Origin of the sequence: Rhodopirellula maiorica SM1 (genome assembly GCF_000346295.1) — a bacterium.
GTDB lineage: Bacteria > Planctomycetota > Planctomycetia > Pirellulales > Pirellulaceae > Novipirellula > Novipirellula maiorica.
This window is the reverse complement of the sequence record NZ_ANOG01000270.1, coordinates 1-16,293: the sequence shown is the minus strand read 5'-3', so window position 1 is coordinate 16,293 and position 16,293 is coordinate 1. Positions and strand designations below refer to the sequence as shown.

Annotated in this window: 13 protein-coding genes and 1 pseudogene; 7 read left to right on the top strand and 7 right to left on the bottom strand. The window is 55.0% G+C overall.

What is annotated here, in order from left to right; translation table 11 throughout:
- Positions 1–147 (bottom strand): DTW domain-containing protein (locus tag RMSM_RS38300; RefSeq protein WP_144057493.1); only part of this gene is annotated, 147 nt, incomplete at its 3' end.
- Positions 148–361: 214 nt separating this feature from the next.
- On the opposite strand from RMSM_RS38300, the gene RMSM_RS08640 reads away from it, so the two are divergent.
- Positions 362–1,642 carry an outer membrane protein assembly factor BamB family protein gene (locus tag RMSM_RS08640; RefSeq protein WP_008694256.1) on the top strand — a complete coding sequence of 427 codons (1,281 nt, stop codon included), beginning with the start codon at positions 362–364 and terminating at the stop codon, positions 1,640–1,642.
- A gap of 134 nt (positions 1,643–1,776) precedes the next feature.
- Here the strand turns inward: RMSM_RS08640 and RMSM_RS08635 are convergent, their stop codons facing one another.
- From RMSM_RS08635 to RMSM_RS08625, 3 genes are read right to left on the bottom strand one after another with little or no spacing between them, the layout of a single operon-like run.
- Positions 1,777–2,193 carry a hypothetical protein gene (locus tag RMSM_RS08635; RefSeq protein ID WP_008694254.1) on the bottom strand — a complete coding sequence of 139 codons (417 nt, stop codon included), beginning with the start codon at positions 2,191–2,193 and terminating at the stop codon, positions 1,777–1,779.
- The gene (locus tag RMSM_RS08630) at positions 2,180–2,686 is read right to left on the bottom strand and encodes a putative molybdenum carrier protein (RefSeq protein WP_008694252.1); all 507 of its coding nucleotides are present in this window, start codon (positions 2,684–2,686) and stop codon (positions 2,180–2,182) included. The genes RMSM_RS08635 and RMSM_RS08630 overlap by 14 nt, the downstream gene beginning before the upstream one ends.
- A gap of 2 nt (positions 2,687–2,688) precedes the next feature.
- Entirely contained in the window at positions 2,689–3,435 is a 747-nt protein-coding gene (locus RMSM_RS08625; RefSeq protein ID WP_008694250.1) for an RluA family pseudouridine synthase, read from the bottom strand.
- 389 nt (positions 3,436–3,824) lie between these two features.
- On the opposite strand from RMSM_RS08625, the gene RMSM_RS08620 reads away from it, so the two are divergent.
- The 6 genes and pseudogenes from RMSM_RS08620 (at position 3,825) to RMSM_RS08590 (ending at position 10,581) form a co-directional block, all read left to right on the top strand.
- Positions 3,825–4,064 carry a FeoA family protein gene (locus RMSM_RS08620; protein ID WP_008694248.1) on the top strand — a complete coding sequence of 80 codons (240 nt, stop codon included), beginning with the start codon at positions 3,825–3,827 and terminating at the stop codon, positions 4,062–4,064.
- 137 nt (positions 4,065–4,201) lie between these two features.
- Positions 4,202–6,582 (top strand): annotated as a pseudogene (gene feoB, locus RMSM_RS36605) (ferrous iron transport protein B).
- A gap of 14 nt (positions 6,583–6,596) precedes the next feature.
- Positions 6,597–6,803, top strand: coding sequence for a hypothetical protein (locus RMSM_RS08605; RefSeq protein WP_144057492.1), 207 nt, complete (start codon positions 6,597–6,599; stop codon positions 6,801–6,803).
- A gap of 175 nt (positions 6,804–6,978) precedes the next feature.
- Positions 6,979–7,983: an AAA family ATPase gene (locus RMSM_RS08600; protein ID WP_040764869.1), complete on the top strand. Its 1,005-nt coding sequence runs from the start codon at positions 6,979–6,981 to the stop codon at positions 7,981–7,983.
- Positions 7,984–8,059: 76 nt separating this feature from the next.
- A complete protein-coding gene (locus tag RMSM_RS39685) occupies positions 8,060–9,337 on the top strand; it encodes a WD40 repeat domain-containing protein (RefSeq protein WP_008694241.1) in 1,278 nt (425 codons plus the stop codon).
- 347 nt (positions 9,338–9,684) lie between these two features.
- The gene (locus tag RMSM_RS08590) at positions 9,685–10,581 is read left to right on the top strand and encodes a PSP1 domain-containing protein (RefSeq protein WP_008694239.1); all 897 of its coding nucleotides are present in this window, start codon (positions 9,685–9,687) and stop codon (positions 10,579–10,581) included.
- Positions 10,582–10,834: 253 nt separating this feature from the next.
- Here RMSM_RS08590 and RMSM_RS08585 read toward each other — a convergent pair whose 3' ends face one another.
- The 3 genes from RMSM_RS08585 to RMSM_RS40805 form a co-directional block, all read right to left on the bottom strand.
- The gene (locus RMSM_RS08585) at positions 10,835–12,703 is read right to left on the bottom strand and encodes a CRTAC1 family protein (RefSeq protein ID WP_040764867.1); all 1,869 of its coding nucleotides are present in this window, start codon (positions 12,701–12,703) and stop codon (positions 10,835–10,837) included.
- Between the two features lie 105 nt (positions 12,704–12,808).
- Complete coding sequence (locus RMSM_RS08580) at positions 12,809–15,637, bottom strand: tetratricopeptide repeat protein (protein ID WP_040764866.1); 2,829 nt, start codon at positions 15,635–15,637, stop codon at positions 12,809–12,811.
- Between the two features lie 462 nt (positions 15,638–16,099).
- A partial coding sequence (locus RMSM_RS40805) for a hypothetical protein (RefSeq protein ID WP_040764865.1) occupies positions 16,100–16,293 on the bottom strand: 194 nt, incomplete at its 5' end.

Below are 16,293 nucleotides of genomic sequence, written 5' to 3'. Positions count from 1 at the left end.
CCGCTCGCGGCGATGCTGCAGAATCAAGACGTCGGTGAGGTTGTCGACGGCAGGGATCACTTCACAAAAACATGCGTCTGCCGGCCGGAAACAGCGATAGCAACGTGGTTCAGCGTCCTTGGAGGGTCGGGTTTGCAAAGCAGGCATCGATGACGGTGAATAGAGAAAAACAAGTGAATTAGAGGATCAGCCGAGCAAGGGGACCTTGATGACCCTGGCCGTAGTGTACTGTAAAATGCCGGCCTGCCTTCCCCCAATCCGATCGCAATCCGCCGACAAGACCGAGTCGTCATCCATCCTCGATGTCCAACTTCTTCGAGCCTCGAAGTCATCGCCCCCGTTATCACTGAGTAAAATTTTTATGAATCGTTCGATCTGGATTGCCGGTTTGGCAAGCTTGCTGTGTTTTTCACAGTCGATGATTGCTGATGTCCATGCCGACAATTGGGCGCATTGGCGTGGGCCGACGGGTAACGGAGTCGCGCCGGATGCCAACCCGCCGGTTGAATTTGATAGTCGCAAAAATGTGAAATGGAAAGTCAAGATCCCGGGTCGCAGCTCCGGTTCGCCGGTGGTGTGGGAGGACCGCGTGTTTGTCGTGACCAGCGAACCGGCGAGCAATCCGAACCGCTCAGACCGACTGCCTCGTTTGAATTTCAAGGTGCTTTGTTTTGACCGCGGTAGCGGCAAATTGGTTTGGGATGCGGTTGCCACCACGTCGACGCCTCATGAGCCGACGCATGCGACGAACAGTTTTGCATCCGCGTCGCCCTGTACCGACGGCGAACACGTGTACGCGCACTTTGGTTCGCGCGGTCTGTACTGCTACACAATGGATGGCCAATTGGTGTGGAAGCGTGACGATTTCGGCAAGATGCAAACGCGAAACTCGTTTGGCGAAGGCAGCTCGCCCACGATCGAAGGCGAGATGATCTTGTTGCCTTGGGACCACGAAGGCGATTCGGCGCTGTACGCATTGGACAAGCGAACGGGCAAGACGATTTGGAAAACCGATCGCGAAGAACCCACCGGCTGGGCCACGCCGCTGGTGGTTCCGTCGGATGACAAAAGACAAGTGATCATGAACGGCGATACAACGGCTCGCAGCTATGACTTGGAAACGGGCAAAGAGTTGTGGTCCTGCGGGGGGCAAACCCAGCGTCCTGCAGCGAGTCCCGTGTACGCTGATGGAATCGTTTACATTGGCAGCGGATTTCGCGGTGCGTTCTTGGGCGCATTCGAGCTGGACGGCCGCGGCGACATCGAAGGAACCCGCAACGTGGTGTGGCACTTGGATCGCGACACGCCTGATATCGCTTCGCCGCTGCTGTCGTCCGGACGCATCTATTTCTACAAAGGCAAATCGGGATTGTTGTCGTGTGCGGATGCCAAGACGGGGAAACTGTTTTACAGCACGCAGCGATTGCCAGGGCTGCAAAACATCTATGCATCCCCCGTAGCTGCGGGAGGCTATGTCTATTTGTTTGACCGCAACGGGTCGGTCGTGGTGATCGAAGATTCGCCAACGCTAAAGGTGGTGGCCACGAGTTCGATGGGCGAAACAGTTGATGCGACGCCCGCAATCGTTGACAATGAAATGTTCATCCGCGGCGAAGAACATCTGTTTTGTGTGGCGAAGTAGAATCGCGACATGATGCATTTGCAGGCGGCAGATGACGGCATTTGTGTTTCATAGCGATACAGGTGATGACACCGTTCAACAGAGCGTGGGTGGTGGCCGCGACAATGCGAATCACCACCTGTTGGCGAAGGATGCTACGAGAAAATGGTAGTTGCCAGCACGATGGTCCAAGCGGCGGTGCGAATCCAATTGGTGTGGACCAAACGGCGAATCGTGGCAACGTCGTAGCCATATTGTTGCAAGCGGTTATGGCAGGGGACGCTGAGCGTGAACGTCGAAACCCAAGCGATGGTGATACAGAGCAACGCGACCGCTCCCGCGATGCTGGGGGACGAGACGATTGTCCAGCCATGCATCCCAACTTGCGCGAACATCAGCGGGATGACAAAGAACGAAATCAGAGTCGTGTAACGTGAGTGCCACGATTTAAATCGATGAGGCTGGCAAAATTCAAACGAAGGATAGATGATCCACTGGACCAGCCAAATCAGCACGAACAATCCGGAATCGACAAGCGGTTTGAGCAGCAAGAGCGTGTCAGGGATGTTCATTAAAGACGTTGATCAGAAATGCGAACGAGCGATCGTAGATCCCCGGTGACGAACTTTCACGCGGTCCGGCGATGTTCAGCGTTGCCGGATTTTGCTGGGCCAGCCAACGTTGGATTTTAGTGGGCGGGTCAACATCCAATTTCGCCAACAGATACGCCTTGCCCAATCGGTCGCAAATTCGCCGCGTCAGCAGCGTGCCGCTGCGAAGTTTTTTTTCGTACAAGATCAACGTGGCGTCGCTGTCGATCACGTTTTGTTCGGTTCGCGGCGGATACTCTTTGGATCGCATTTCTTGCATCTCGTAGCGGCTCGGAATGCTGCCGTCTTCGGACAGCCGGCCTGCCGGGCACCAACCGCCATGCTCGATCCCCAAAGCGATCGCGACATCCAGCCCCGCACGATCGACACCGGTTTGGCCACCAGAAACAATCTTCGTTGGCCAGAGTCGTGGTTTGGTGGCGTGATTGGGCTTGGACGACATTTTTTTGGCCATGACTACCGCTGCTCGGGCGTTCCCAGCTTCGCTTCCATCGATTTGTCCAGTACGAGATTTCGTCGCGATGGAATCAGCTTACCAAATTTTTGCCACGATTCCGGTAGCGGAGCGGACCACCCAACTCGCTCTCGGAGCGTCGGATGAGTGATTTCAAGTTTCCAGCTATGCAGCGCGATCCCCGATTCGAACGGGTTGCCAGCGTCATATTTTCGGTCGCCCCAAACGGGAAAACCGAGATGGGCGAATTGCAACCGAATCTGATGCTTGCGTCCGGTCAACAGCCGCACTGCGACGAGCGATGCATCGGGTGTGGCGGCGAGACAAACGTAGCGTAGCCGAGCGAGCTGGGCTCCATCCCGCTGCTTTGGCACGATTTCCATGCGACGCGCCGAATCGTTTTTGGCAACATGGTCAACCAACTCGCCATACTCGGCGTCCAAACATCCCTCCAGCACGGCGAGGTAGGTTTTGGAGGCAAGATCCTTGCCTTGACCCGAAAACTGGGGCGTTAACCGCGATGCAGCCTTGCTGGTTTTCGCCATCACAATCACGCCGCTGGTCATCGAATCCAATCGGCTGACGATCCCCAAATACGCACGGCCTGGCTTGTTGTAGCGTTTACGCAGGTATTCCGTGGCGTATATGTGAAGCGTCGGTCCCGTCTCAGCTCCCATCGTGATCAGTTCCGCTGGTTTGTTGATGACCAGCAGGTGGTTGTCTTCGAAAAGAATGTCGAGATCGGACATGAGGGTCGAGCGTGTTGAGAATGGGGAGAAGGGTGAAGATCAGAAAATGCAAGATGCCGAATGGCAATTACGTTGGTTGTAGTGCCCCAAGGCAAGGAAACGTAGGGCATTGCGGCAATTCCTGGCGAAATCTTCGCTGCGGAATCGGCTCACATGGGGAATCCGCGTGGGTAAAGTCCCGCAACCACGTCACGATTGCCGCCACAGGCAAACGTTATTTGAATCGCGGATGGGAGGAAATGTCGTGACGAGAGTTCCGCGACACTCGATTTTGAGCGGGCAATGCGTTCAAAACTTGGGCTGTCTTGACAACCGCAAGCGAGATGTTCACAATCAGGCTTACTGAGACTGATTCTCAATAAAAGGATAAGGCGTGACTGTGACGACACTTGATCAGCTGCAACCGGGACAAATGGCCAAAAATTGTCCGCATTGACGGATTTGATGGCATTGCATCCCGTTTGCGAGAGATGGGATTTGTTCCTGGTCAATCCGTTCAATTCCTTCGCTCGGCGCCGCTGGGCGATCCGCTGAAATGCTCGGTCCAGGGCAGCCGGATTGCCGTTCGTTGTGGTGAAGCTCGTCGCGTCTATATTGAACCGATCGCGGAAGCGGCGTTGGTTTCATAGCGACCGAGTTTGTTTCGCAGAGCGGCCAGCCTCCCAGATGAACAGCCCCCTGATGAACACGCGCTCTCTCCCACCTTCCTTTTTGCCAGAGTATTTCTTTCACTCGGCACGACCTTCCTAGGACGCAGAATAAATCAATGGCGAGTTCCGCCAATCCCACTTTGCCCTCGTCGGGAAAAACGGCTGCAAAAGCAACCTCCCGCGTCGCGCTCGTTGGCAACCCCAACACGGGCAAGAGCACGCTGTTCAATGCACTGGCGGGGATGAATGTCCGCACAGGCAATTACGCAGGCGTCACGATCGAAAAGAAAATCGGACGCTGTAATCTGGGCGGGCCCGCTGACGACAGCGACCGCCGGGTCATCGATCTGGTTGACTTGCCGGGCACCTACAGCTTAGCCCCGCGTTCCCCCGACGAATTGGTAGCGGTCGAGGTTTTGACGGGCGATGTCGAATCCGAATCGCCGATCGACGTGATTGTGTGCGTGGTCAACGCGACGGTGCTGCAACGAAACTTGTTCTTGGTCAGCCAGGTGCTTGAGCTGGGCAAACCGCGATCATCGCATTGAACATGATCGACACGGCCGACGCACGCGGCTTTGTGATCGATGTCGATCAATTGTCCAAGAATCTCGGCGTGCCGGTGGTTTGCACCAGTGCATCGCGGCGAACCGGAATCGACGAATTGAAGTCGGCGATCCGCAAGGAACTCGAACAAACCGATTCCGAATCGGTCCATCTGAAGCACCGTGACCGTCCGCTGCCAAGTGAGTTCTACGAGGTTTGCAGCGAGTTGCGGAGCGAGCTGGTTTCGCGGGCTTGCACCACCGAATCAATCTCGCATCGCGCGGCGACCGAGTCGGTTCTGCCCGATCAGTATTTGATCGAACGGATGTTGCTGGATCGCGGTGGCGAAGCGGAACGACGAGCGGTCCGTAGCCTGGGGGCTGCGGTATTGCCCGCGATCAGTGCGGCGCGAGAAAAGCTGGCCGACAAAGTGGGTGATCCGATCGACATGGAGTGCAGTGCCCGCTATTCGTGGGCCGCACGCAGTCTGCAAAACGTGGTCTCGACCAAACTTGGTAAACCACGCAACGCAACCGATCTGTTGGACGCCGTGTTGACGCACCGCGTGGTCGGATTGGTTTGCTTTTTTGCGATGATGTTTCTGATTTTCCAGTGCATCTATTCGTTTTCGTCGTACCCGATGGATGCGATCGAATATGGCACGGGACTCGTATCGGACTGGGTCACCGCCATTGTGCCACCGGGCATGCTGAGAAGCTTGTTGGTGGACGGCGTGATCGCCGGGGTCGGTGGCGTCTTGATTTTTCTGCCGCAGATCGCATTACTGTTTTTCTTTCTGGCGTTATTGGAAGATTGCGGCTACATGGCGCGAGCCGCCTTTTTGGTCGACCGCGTGATGACACTGTTCGGGCTGAGCGGCAAGTCGTTTTTGCCGATGATGAGTTCGTTTGCCTGTGCGGTCCCCGGCGTGATGGCGACTCGCGTGATCGAAAACCGCCGCGACCGCTTTGCCACGATCATGGTCGCGCCGCTAATGAGCTGCAGTGCTCGATTGCCCGTTTACCTGTTGCTGATTGGCGCGTTCATCCCGAGTGCTAGCTACGTGGGCGGATTGTTGTCGACGCAGGCTCTGGTGTTGATGGCGATGTATTTGGTCGGCGTTGTGGTGGCGATTCCGATTGCGTGGCTACTGAAACGGACGTTGCTGCGAGGCGAAGTCGCGCCGTTTGTGCTGGAGCTGCCTGAGTACAAAGTCCCTTCGGCGAGCGTGTTGTTTTCACGTGTTTGGGAAGCAAGCAAAGCGTTTGTGGTCCGTGCCGGCACGATGATTTTCGCCGCGTCAATTGTGATTTGGTTCGCTGGTTTTTGGCCGGGAGACCACTCGCGACAATTTGAAATCGAGCGAGAGCTTGAGCGGCTCGAATCGATCCAAGCGACTACGAATGAACCGGCGGCGATCGAACCGACCCGCGATGAAGCAATCGTTGCGGAGACGCCCGAACTCGAAGAAGAAGAAATTGCGGCTCAGATTGAATCACTCGAAGCCGAGCATCGCGTGTTGAGTGCGACGCTATTAGAGAATAGTGCGCTTGGACAAATCGGTCATGTAATTGCACCGGTGGTCAAGCCGCTTGGATGGGACTGGCGAATCGGTGTCGGCGCGGTCGCAAGTTTCCCGGCACGCGAGGTGATCATTGCTACACTGGGAACGATCTACAGTCTCGGTGGCGACGTCGACGAAGAGGACGATGGTTTGATGTCGGCGCTGCGAGCATCGAAGTGGCCTGATGGCAGCCCGGTCTTCACGGTGCCGGTGGCGCTATCGATCATGGTGTTCTTTGCCCTGTGTGCTCAGTGTGTCAGCACGCTGTTGGTGATCAAACGAGAAACCAATTCGTGGTTCTGGCCCGTGCTCAGTTTTTCGTACATGACCGTGCTGGCGTACTTTGGTGCCATGCTGACTTATCAAGTCGGCACGCGGTTTTTCTAAGAGAGTTGGACATCGTGATCGATTGGCAAACCGTAATTTCGATCTGTATCGTCATCGCAGCCGCCTTGTGGCTATTGCGGGGGATGGTTGCGACGGTCCGCAAAGGGTTGGGCAATAATCCGGCGGACTCGGTGGGCTGTGGCAATTGCCCCAAAAACCCTGCGACCAAAGCCGAGAACAATTTGGTTCAGTTGAGCCGTCCTAAGCGTGATTCGCGTTAGCACGTGCGGACGCTGATTTTGGGGGATTGCGTTTGATGACATGCTGGACGCCTATTCCCCATTTTGGCATGACAAAAATGCAGGGGTGGGTTACCCCACGCGGCTTGGAATTTCGTTAGAATCGGGCACCGAACGTCCGGTTATTTCGTTCCTCCCTTTCTTTGTCAAACGCAACATGAGCACCACTGTCGAGTCGATGCAGAGCCAAGCGGAAGAGTTTCGCAAGCGTTACGGAGCCGTGCGTGACATGATTGGCCGGGTGATCGTCGGTCACGACGACATCGTTCATGGCGTGTTGACGGCGATGTTATGTGGCGGCCACTGCCTGCTCGAGGGCGTTCCCGGCCTCGGGAAAACGATGCTGGTGCGAACGCTTGCCGAAGTCCTCGAGTTGAACTTTAACCGCATCCAATTCACGCCCGACTTGATGCCCGCCGATATCCTGGGCACCAACATGATCAACGAGGACGAGCACGGACGACGTCAGTTCGAGTTCCAACGTGGTCCCGTGTTTACTCAAATCTTGTTGGCGGACGAAATCAACCGAGCAACGCCGAAAACACAGTCCGCGATGCTCGAAACGATGCAAGAAGGAACCGTGACAGCGGCGGGGCAACGGTTCACGCTCGATAAACCCTTCTTCGTCTTGGCGACGCAAAACCCAATTGAACAAGAAGGCACGTACCCGTTGCCGGAAGCTCAAATGGACCGTTTCCTATTCAAGTTGGTGGTCGGATACAGTTCTCGCGAAGATTTGAACGAGATCGTTGACCGCACCACTCGCCGTGTTAAAACGGAAATCGAAAAGGTGATGGACGGTGCCGAGATCATGAAGTGGCAAACGTTGGTCCGCGAGGTGATTTTGGCGCCGCATGTCCAAGATTACTTGGTCCGTTTGACGTTGGCGACACATCCCGACGGAGCTCACAGCGTCAAAGCCACCAACGACTACATCCGCTGGGGCAGCAGTCCTCGTGGTGCTCAAACATTGGCGCTGGCATCAAAAGTTCGTGCGCTGCTTGATGGTCGATACAACGTCAGCTTCGAAGACATCCGCCGCGTCTATCTGCCCGCGATGCGGCACCGCGTGCTGTTGAACTTTGAAGCGCAGGCCGAAGGGGTCCAGCCGGATCAGGTGTTATTGGATATCCTGGAAAAGGTTCCTGATAAAGCCGACTGATCTCGGTGTGCGCTACTGACAAACTAATTTTCTCTCCCCTCCCTTCTCCCCACCTCACCTACCACGAGCGAATTCGATGAACAAACGATTTGTTGACTTGGTTTGTCTCACGACACTTTTTGTTGCCCTTGGCGTCACCGTTGGCAACGCAGAAGACAAAGCCAAAAAGAAAGATGACGCCAAAGACGCGGCTGCCGCGTTGTGGGTGACTTCGATTTCCCCGCTTTCGGGCGACACCTACGTTGCCGCGACCGCCGACGGGCTGCTGCTGCGTGAAGCGCAGGTGAAATCGTTTTCGGTCTCGGACCCTAAAACTCTGACGGATCTGTACAGCCACCCAGCGGCCGTATGGTGTGTCGACGCGACAGCGGACGCAAAGACGATCGCCAGTGTTGATTACCGTGGCAATCTGGTGATTTACGATGTCGAGTCAAAGGAAGCCAAAACGCATGAAAAAGCACTCGAGCGATGGTGCCAATCGTTGACGTTTGCCCCGGACGACAAAACCGTCGTCGCGGGCAACGAAGCCGGCAAAGTGATGGTTTGGGATCTGGCGGAAAACAAGGTTACCAAGACGCTCGAGTTGGGCGGCCAATCGGTCACCGCAATGGCATTTTCGGCCGATGGTAAACAGATCGCAGCAGCCGATGGCGGCGGAGAAGTGCATTTGATCCAGTGGCCTGAGCTGAAGGCCAGTGGCAAGATCAAGATTAGTGACCAACCTGCATGGAGCGTCGTATTCGCTGGTGAAAAGCTTTTGATCGGCAGTGGCGACCGCAACTTGTACCAATGCGAAGCCAAAGCGGATGCCAAGCCCACTCGTTTGACGCGGGCAAGTGATTGGATCACCGAATTGGTGGTCTCGAGCGACGGCAAACCCGCTGCGGCGGACCTCGGCGGCAAGCTGTTTTTCCCAATGCAAAACGACAAGAACGATGTCGGATCCGACGTCAGTCCGGCGAAAAGTGGTGCGTGGGCGTTGTGCTTCCACGACGACAAAACGCTGATGGTCGGCACTCGCAAAGACGGGATCGTCGTGGTGAAAGAATCCGACAGCTGGAGCAAACCACTGCCGCCGGTCGTCGACAAGAAGCCTGAGGAAGAAGAAACGGCAGAGGAAGAAGCCAAGCCAGAAGAAAAGAAGGAAATGGCCAAAGAAGAGAAGAAGGCTGAGAAACCGAAGGCAGACAAACCCAAAGCCAAGAAGAAAGCAGCGGATAAAAAGCCCGCTGATAAGAAGCCCGCTGATAAGAAGCCCGAGGAAACGAAGCCCGAAGTGAAGAAAGAGGAGAAGCCAAAAGCGGAAAAACCTGAGGAAAAGAAGCCCGAGGAAAGCAAACCTGCAGAGAAGTAGTAGGTAGCGAAAGTCGCCAAGACTTTTGGTCCCCGAAGTGTTTTTCGCAGCCAGGGCGGTACGGGACCTTGTCCTCAGCAACATCATCCATGATGTTGCGGCACGGCGAACGGTCCAATGCCATCTCCCCGTAGGTTTATGTAGTGGAATTCGCCAGAATTCCTGCATTTGCTGCACAAGCACCTGGAACTCTGGCGAGTCCCACTACAAAAGTAGAGGGTATTCGCCTGACGCTGCATCGGGTTCGACTACAATCAACCCAAGGCACTTCAACCATGGTGTTTCAACGCTGGCACACTTCGCTTCCTAGTCCAATATGCGTCTAACGCACTCAATTTTCCCGCAATATGTCCAACGCTCCCTCCGAAACCGAATCTCAGCCCAACGCTACCTCGGGACGACTTGAATATGTCGTTCGCTGTGGTTCGATGCGGATTCTAGGCGTGATGAAAGCGAAGCAGTCGTTTCGCTATGGCGATCAGGTGGTGGTGCGAACATCCCGCGGCACGGAGATCGGCACGGTGCTTTGCGAGGCGACACCGGCAGCGGTTGATCACATTGCCGAACCGACCGAAGGATCGATCGTGCGAGCGTTGACGGCGGACGATCAAAATCAGTGGAAGCACCTCGAGTCGAAGACACGCGAAGACATCGAAATCTGCCAGAAATTGGCAAACCGTTTGAATTTGCAAATGGACGTGGTCGACGCCGAGCGAATCTTGGGCGGCGAGCGGATGGTGGTCTATTATTTGGCCGAACAGCGGATCGATTTTCGTCAGCTGGTTCGTGATTTGGCGGGTCATTTCCAAACGCGGATCGAGATGCGTCAGATCGGGGTTCGCGACGAGGCGAAACTGCTGGCCGACTACGGCGATTGTGGACAACCGATCTGTTGTGCAAACCATCTCAGCAAGATGCCGCCGGTTTCGATGCGGATGGCGAAGCTGCAAAAAGCGACGCTGGACCCGACGAAGATCTCCGGCCGCTGTGGTCGCTTGAAATGTTGTTTGCGTTACGAGTTCGACACCTATGAAGAACTGGCTGCCGAATTGCCGCCGGTGGGCAGCCAAATCTTGACACGTGACGGCAGTGCCACCGTGTTGGGGCAGGACATTCTGTCGCAACAATTGGCAATCAAAACCGAAGATGGCCGCCGCATCATGCTGGCCGGCTCCGACGTGATCTCGATTACCAAGCGTGGCAGCAACGAAAAAAAGTCTCACGGCAAGAGAAAAAAGCGGTAGCCTCCCCGCCTCCCTCGTTCCCAGGCTCCCGCCTGGTAACGCACTGCACCGCAGGCTCCCGCCTGCTGAAACCCAAAACCGTGAGGCAGGAGCCTCGGGCGCAGGGTGATCCAGGGCAGGAGCCCATGGGACAAGAGAGCCTATGGGCAAAGCTGTGAAGCATTTTTTCGTAGCGAAACTCGCCAAGAGTTTCGGTTTTACTTGCGTGGCCGATAGTCTCTGCGACTTTCGCTACAGTTTATTCGCAGTTTCCTTATTGGGAGAAATGCTTCACCACGTGCGTTTGATCGACATCGACAGCCCCAATGTTTTGCCGCTGCCCATCGGGCCACTGGATCGTCACGTTATCGATCGATTCGGCATCCGCCAATCCAAACGTGACCGGCAATTCGACTTGCGACAAATAACTGCGAGTCGGCATCACTTGTTTACGGAATACCTGGCCGCCAACCGTGATCTCGACCCACGCCCCGATCGCATCGCGATTGGATTGTTCGCCATCGCCTCGTAGCCGGAATCGAACATAGTGATAATTGAGATCAAGATCGTTCCTCAATAGACGCGGCTTACGTCCGGTTGCGGTCACCAACACATCCAGATCGCCATCGTTATCAAAGTCGAGATACGCGGCTCCGCGTCCAACCATCGGCTTCAGTAAATCATCGCCGCAGTGCGCCGCATCCACTTTGACAAACTCGGTCCCTTGCGTCGAACCGGCGTTCCAAAACAGTTGTGGTGGTTGCTCGTAGTGCTGGCTCGGTTGCACTCGGTTGATATCCTCTTCCAAGTGACCATTGGCACAAAACAGATCCACTCGGCCGTCGAGGTCATAGTCAAAGTAGAAAATCCCAAACGTCAATTCCAATCGCGTATTTGGCCCGAGTCCGGTGGAAATGGCTTCATCAAAAAACTGCATCCGTCCTCGTTTGGAAACATACAACGCCGTCATCTCGTTCGAAAAGTTTCCGATCGCTACCGCCATTGCTTTGTCATTTCTCAGCGGGGCGATGTCGATTCCCATCGCGCCACGCGCGTTTCCCCCCGAATCAAACGCGATCCCCGACAACACGCCAAACTCTTGAAACTTGCCATCGCCGGTGTTGCGGAACAACAGATTCTGGACGGTGTCATTGGATACGATCAGATCAAGCGTGCCGTTTTCGTCGAGGTCACAGATGGCGACGCCAAGCGACTTTGCTAATTGAACTCCCGTAGCGGGATTGCGAACCTGAACGCCTGCTTCGGCAGAAACGTCGGTGAATTTGCCATCGCCTTCGTTGCGATACAAGTAGGGAAATGTGCCTTCAAAGTTCTGGGGACGGCCATACGCTCGCCCGCCACCGACGAGTTGAAAGTTCTGAGCTTGATCATATTGGCGAGTCCACTGGACATAGTTGGCAACAAACAAATCCAAATCGCCATCGTTGTCATAGTCAAACCAACCGGCCCCGGTGCTCCAGCGATCCTGGTCACCGCCGACGCCCGCGGATTCCGTCTGTTCTTCAAACTTGCCCTCGCCAAGATTACGGAACAAGCGATTGTTTCCCAAGGCGGTAATAAACACATCGACATTTCCATCGTTGTCGTAATCGCCTACAGCGGCTCCCATTGCGTACGCAGAAACGTCTAGCCCCGAGCCGGCGGTGATGTCAGAGAACTGGCCGCCATCGTTGCGATAAAGCGCCATCGTCTGCGTGGCCGCCTCGTCGGCTTTGCCGTTTTCAACATCCCAATCCCAATTTTTTGAATTGACAAACAAGATGTCTTGATCGCCATCGTTGTCAAAATCGAGCACTGCACAACCACCGCCCATGGTCTCGGGAAGCAGTTTGTCACCGGTCGCTCCGTTGTTGTGGACAAAATCGATGCCGACCTCATCAGTGACGTCGGTGAAGATGACTTTGGGAATTTCGACCGGCGAAACCTCGCGAATCTTCACGGGAGCCAGTTTCGTTTCGCGTACTTCGGGCGTGGCTTCGGGCTGCGAGAACCAATAGACGGCTGTGGCTCCGACGAGGACTAACACAGCAATGGCGACAAGCGAGATGCGAAACGCATGCCCAATCGCGGCATCATCTAGATGCTCGGTCTCGTCGTGATTTTCTAAAACATTTTTATTCATATTAGCTCTAGCTTGAGATGGGTTGGACTCGGCATCGAATTGACGTTCCCCGCGATCGAAACGCGGTTTCAGTTCAATGTAAGATCGCGGAGCGATCAACGACAATTATTCCTCGGACCGCGTCAGCGAATATTTCACGACCGCTTCGGCAGCATGGTTGGCGGCGGGATATTTTTCGCGGGCCAATCGAATCGCTCGGCTTTGCGCGTTGTCATCAGGTTTGTATCGCAGATGCAATTCGCTGTGCTTTCGTGACAACGTTTCGTCACCGATCTTTTCGTACAGCTGCTGCAAATTGTGATGCGCCGAGACGTTCTCTGGATCGATCTCGAGCGTCGTCTTGAATTGCTGAATCGCTTCGTTGACATATTGCCTCGATTCCTCCTCACGTCCTTGCCGCTGGCGAACTTTGCTGAGATCAAACAACGTTTGTCCGAGCAGATTAATAACCTCGATATCCAGGCTGAAATCGAATCCGCGTCGCTGCATTTCTTCGGTGTTGTCTTCGAGCACACTGCGAAGATTTTGAGCCGCCTCCTCGAGACGACCTTGTTGCGCATTGATTTCGCCGGACAGCCACGCCCAAGTCCAACGCGGAAAGTCCGTCTGATCCGCATACTGATTGGCCCGGTTGAGTGCTTGGACCGCTTCGTCCAAACGCCCTTCGGTGTTAAACACGCGAGCCAAATTAAGGGGTCCGTCGTAACGATCGAGTTTCTCCACTTCCTTGAACGCTTCTTCGGCTTGCCTCAACTCGGCTTTACCTTTTAGCAACAGTCCAATGCCATAATCATTCCAGCGTTGCCACTCGGGGATATCGCGTTTGGGATTGCTGACTTCGGCGTCCACTCCCTCGATGGGAAAGGTGATCGAGTCGGTTGCCATCGTGACGATCGGCAAATCGTTGCGGTACTCTTTCCCCGGTTCATGTCCACGAATGATCTGGCCCAGCTTTTCATTTTCGTTGGCGACGATGTTCATATAGCGTTGGTCAAATTTTCGGTACTGAACTTTGACTTCGACCGTCACCGGAGCATCAAGATCCTCTGGCAGATCCAATTCGTAGTGAACCGTTTGCCCGGCTCCGGGCGGGATTTGGTGATTGTACAGCGGCGTAAAAATGTCTTCGGCGTTGCGGCGGTCAATTCGATTGCCATCTTTATCGAGCATGAAGACATTCAAAAAATGAGCCCACGGATCGACTTCGTTGAACTTATCCGCATTCAACGCACCGCTACGACCGATCTCGCGATCGCCGCTAGTAACCGTGACATCGAGCCAAACTTCGTTCGAATCCACCGTCCCTTGGGTGAACAAGTGACCGAGTTTCAGCGTTCGTACTACCGCGTCCAGCAAATAGGTTTTACCAGGCTTTAACGTCGGTACGTTGGGACGCAGTGGAGCGGTCAATTTGCCATCGATCTCACCGTCTTCGCGAACTGCAAACAGGTCGACGCGGACGTTGTCTTTCAAGAATTCGCGATGAGCTTCGATGACGTCATCGCGACCGCGCAGCCAGGCAATCCCGGTGTTGGCCGAAGGGAACATGTGGTCGTGAACACTCAGTCGCCCCGTTGCCGGGTCGACTTGTGCCCCAAAATCGTCCGAAGCGACTCGCGGCATGTGGCATTCATTGCAATTGTGCTGAGCCTTGGGCGGATAATAGAAACTGCGGGCACCGTGTCCCGAAACGCCGCTGAACAAATACGAATCGTAATGATTTTGCCCGCGAAGAAAATCTTTATAGTGATTTAGTGCGAGCGGCAAATGCACCTTGTGACAGGTCGAACAGAACTCGGCCGTTTTGTGAAACGGTTTTAGGAATGTCTTCTTGTGAAACGACGGTTTTGCTTTGACCAACTGGTTGTTGACCCACTGCAGCATCGCGTTGTCGCTAAAGGCGAACGGATAGTGTAGCGGTTCTTCGATCGTGTAGTCGGCGTTGCCTTTGACGCTATTGACGTGCGTGATCGCGTGGCAAACCGTACAAGTGATTCCGGCTTGCGATGTCGCATGCCCGAGCATGTCGAAGTTGGGATCGTCAAACGCACCCGAGAAAAACGGCACGGGGTCGTGGCAACCGGCACACCACCGTGATGCTTGAACCGAGCCGTCTCGCTGCATCGCGAGGGCACGGGTGCCCGTGACGCTAGCTAAATAGGGCGGATTGTTGAACGAGCTGAATTTGTGAACGCTGTCGCTCCACGCTTTGTGCACATCTTCGTGACATTTCAAACAGTACTCGTCCTGCATCATTGTATTGGCAGGAATAAAGTTACCGCTTGCCGTTCGGGCTAAAGAGGGCTCGAAGTATTGAGCCCCCGAACTCGGTCCCACGGCACCCCAGTTTCGCGGATCTTGCATCTGCGCAATCACCAGTGCCAGGATCGAAACCGCCGCAGCGGCGGCAAACCCCAGCCCGACTCGCCATTTGATCTTGGGGCCTACCAAACGATGCAGCCAATACAGCCAAACGACAATCAGCGGACAAGCGACGTGCAACCAGTACACGGTGCTGCGAGCGACGGGCTGTTTTAAATCAAACCCGCTGACTCGCATCAGCAAAATGCCGCTGACCAGAATCAGGATGCTGGTGGCAAATAGTGCATACCCGATCCGCAGCGCCCGGCGATTACGCCGCGTGCGAGTGTTCCACATATGGACCAAACCGAACACAACCAGCGGAACAATCAACAGCAGCCCCATCACCAAATGGGCCAGGAACATGTATTGGTAGTAAAAATCCTGATACGTTTGACTGTTCTTCCACTCCAAGAACGTGATCAGCGACAAGTAGCCGGAGTTGGCGTACAGCAATGCGACGAGCGCAAAAACGACGTACAACAGTTTGCGTAGCCGTGGTCCGACCGCGCGGACATACTTCTTCTTTTTTACAGCGGCAGGTGGGCCGCTGGTCACCGTGGCACTAGACATAACTTTTTCGCTTGATGGATTTGCTGATTCGTGACGTCCAAATGAGCGTCCCGTGGGATGTTCACTTCGGAAATATGGCTTGTCGGGCACCCGGGTAGGTGAGATCGAGAGTCGTGAAGCGACGAGCGGATTTCGTTCTACGGCTTCCGTAGGATGCCGCAAAAGTCCTGTCGTCACTCCGTGACTGACAGCGCATTGGCTTCATTTCCCAGGGACTTGCGTCCCATGCTAGAACCTGCCGTCGTCAAAGAGAGAGCTTTGGCAGAGACAAACCTTCCGGGGCGACTCCCACGAATTCGGGGCGTATTTGCCGGTGCGACGAAAGTCTTGACGTCTTGTCGATTCACTCTGTCTTTAGAGTTCATCGTTTGACCGTCATCCGATAGGCGTACACTAACCGATGCGAGTACGCCTGCGACTGACTGTTAAACAACTAAATCGACAAGCCGTTGACGGCTTCCGCTATAAAAATTTATCGCTGGCAAAGCAGGCGACTTTGGGAGGACGCTCGATCGTGGGCTGGTTCCCCACCATCAGACCGATTTTGGATTCCGCGATACCGCCGGTGATGTCGACTTCGTCTGCTGCGGGCAAAACCGTCAGGCAGGCTAAATCGGGCAGTCGTTGGTCATTGACTGGCGAAGCGGGTAACGGCG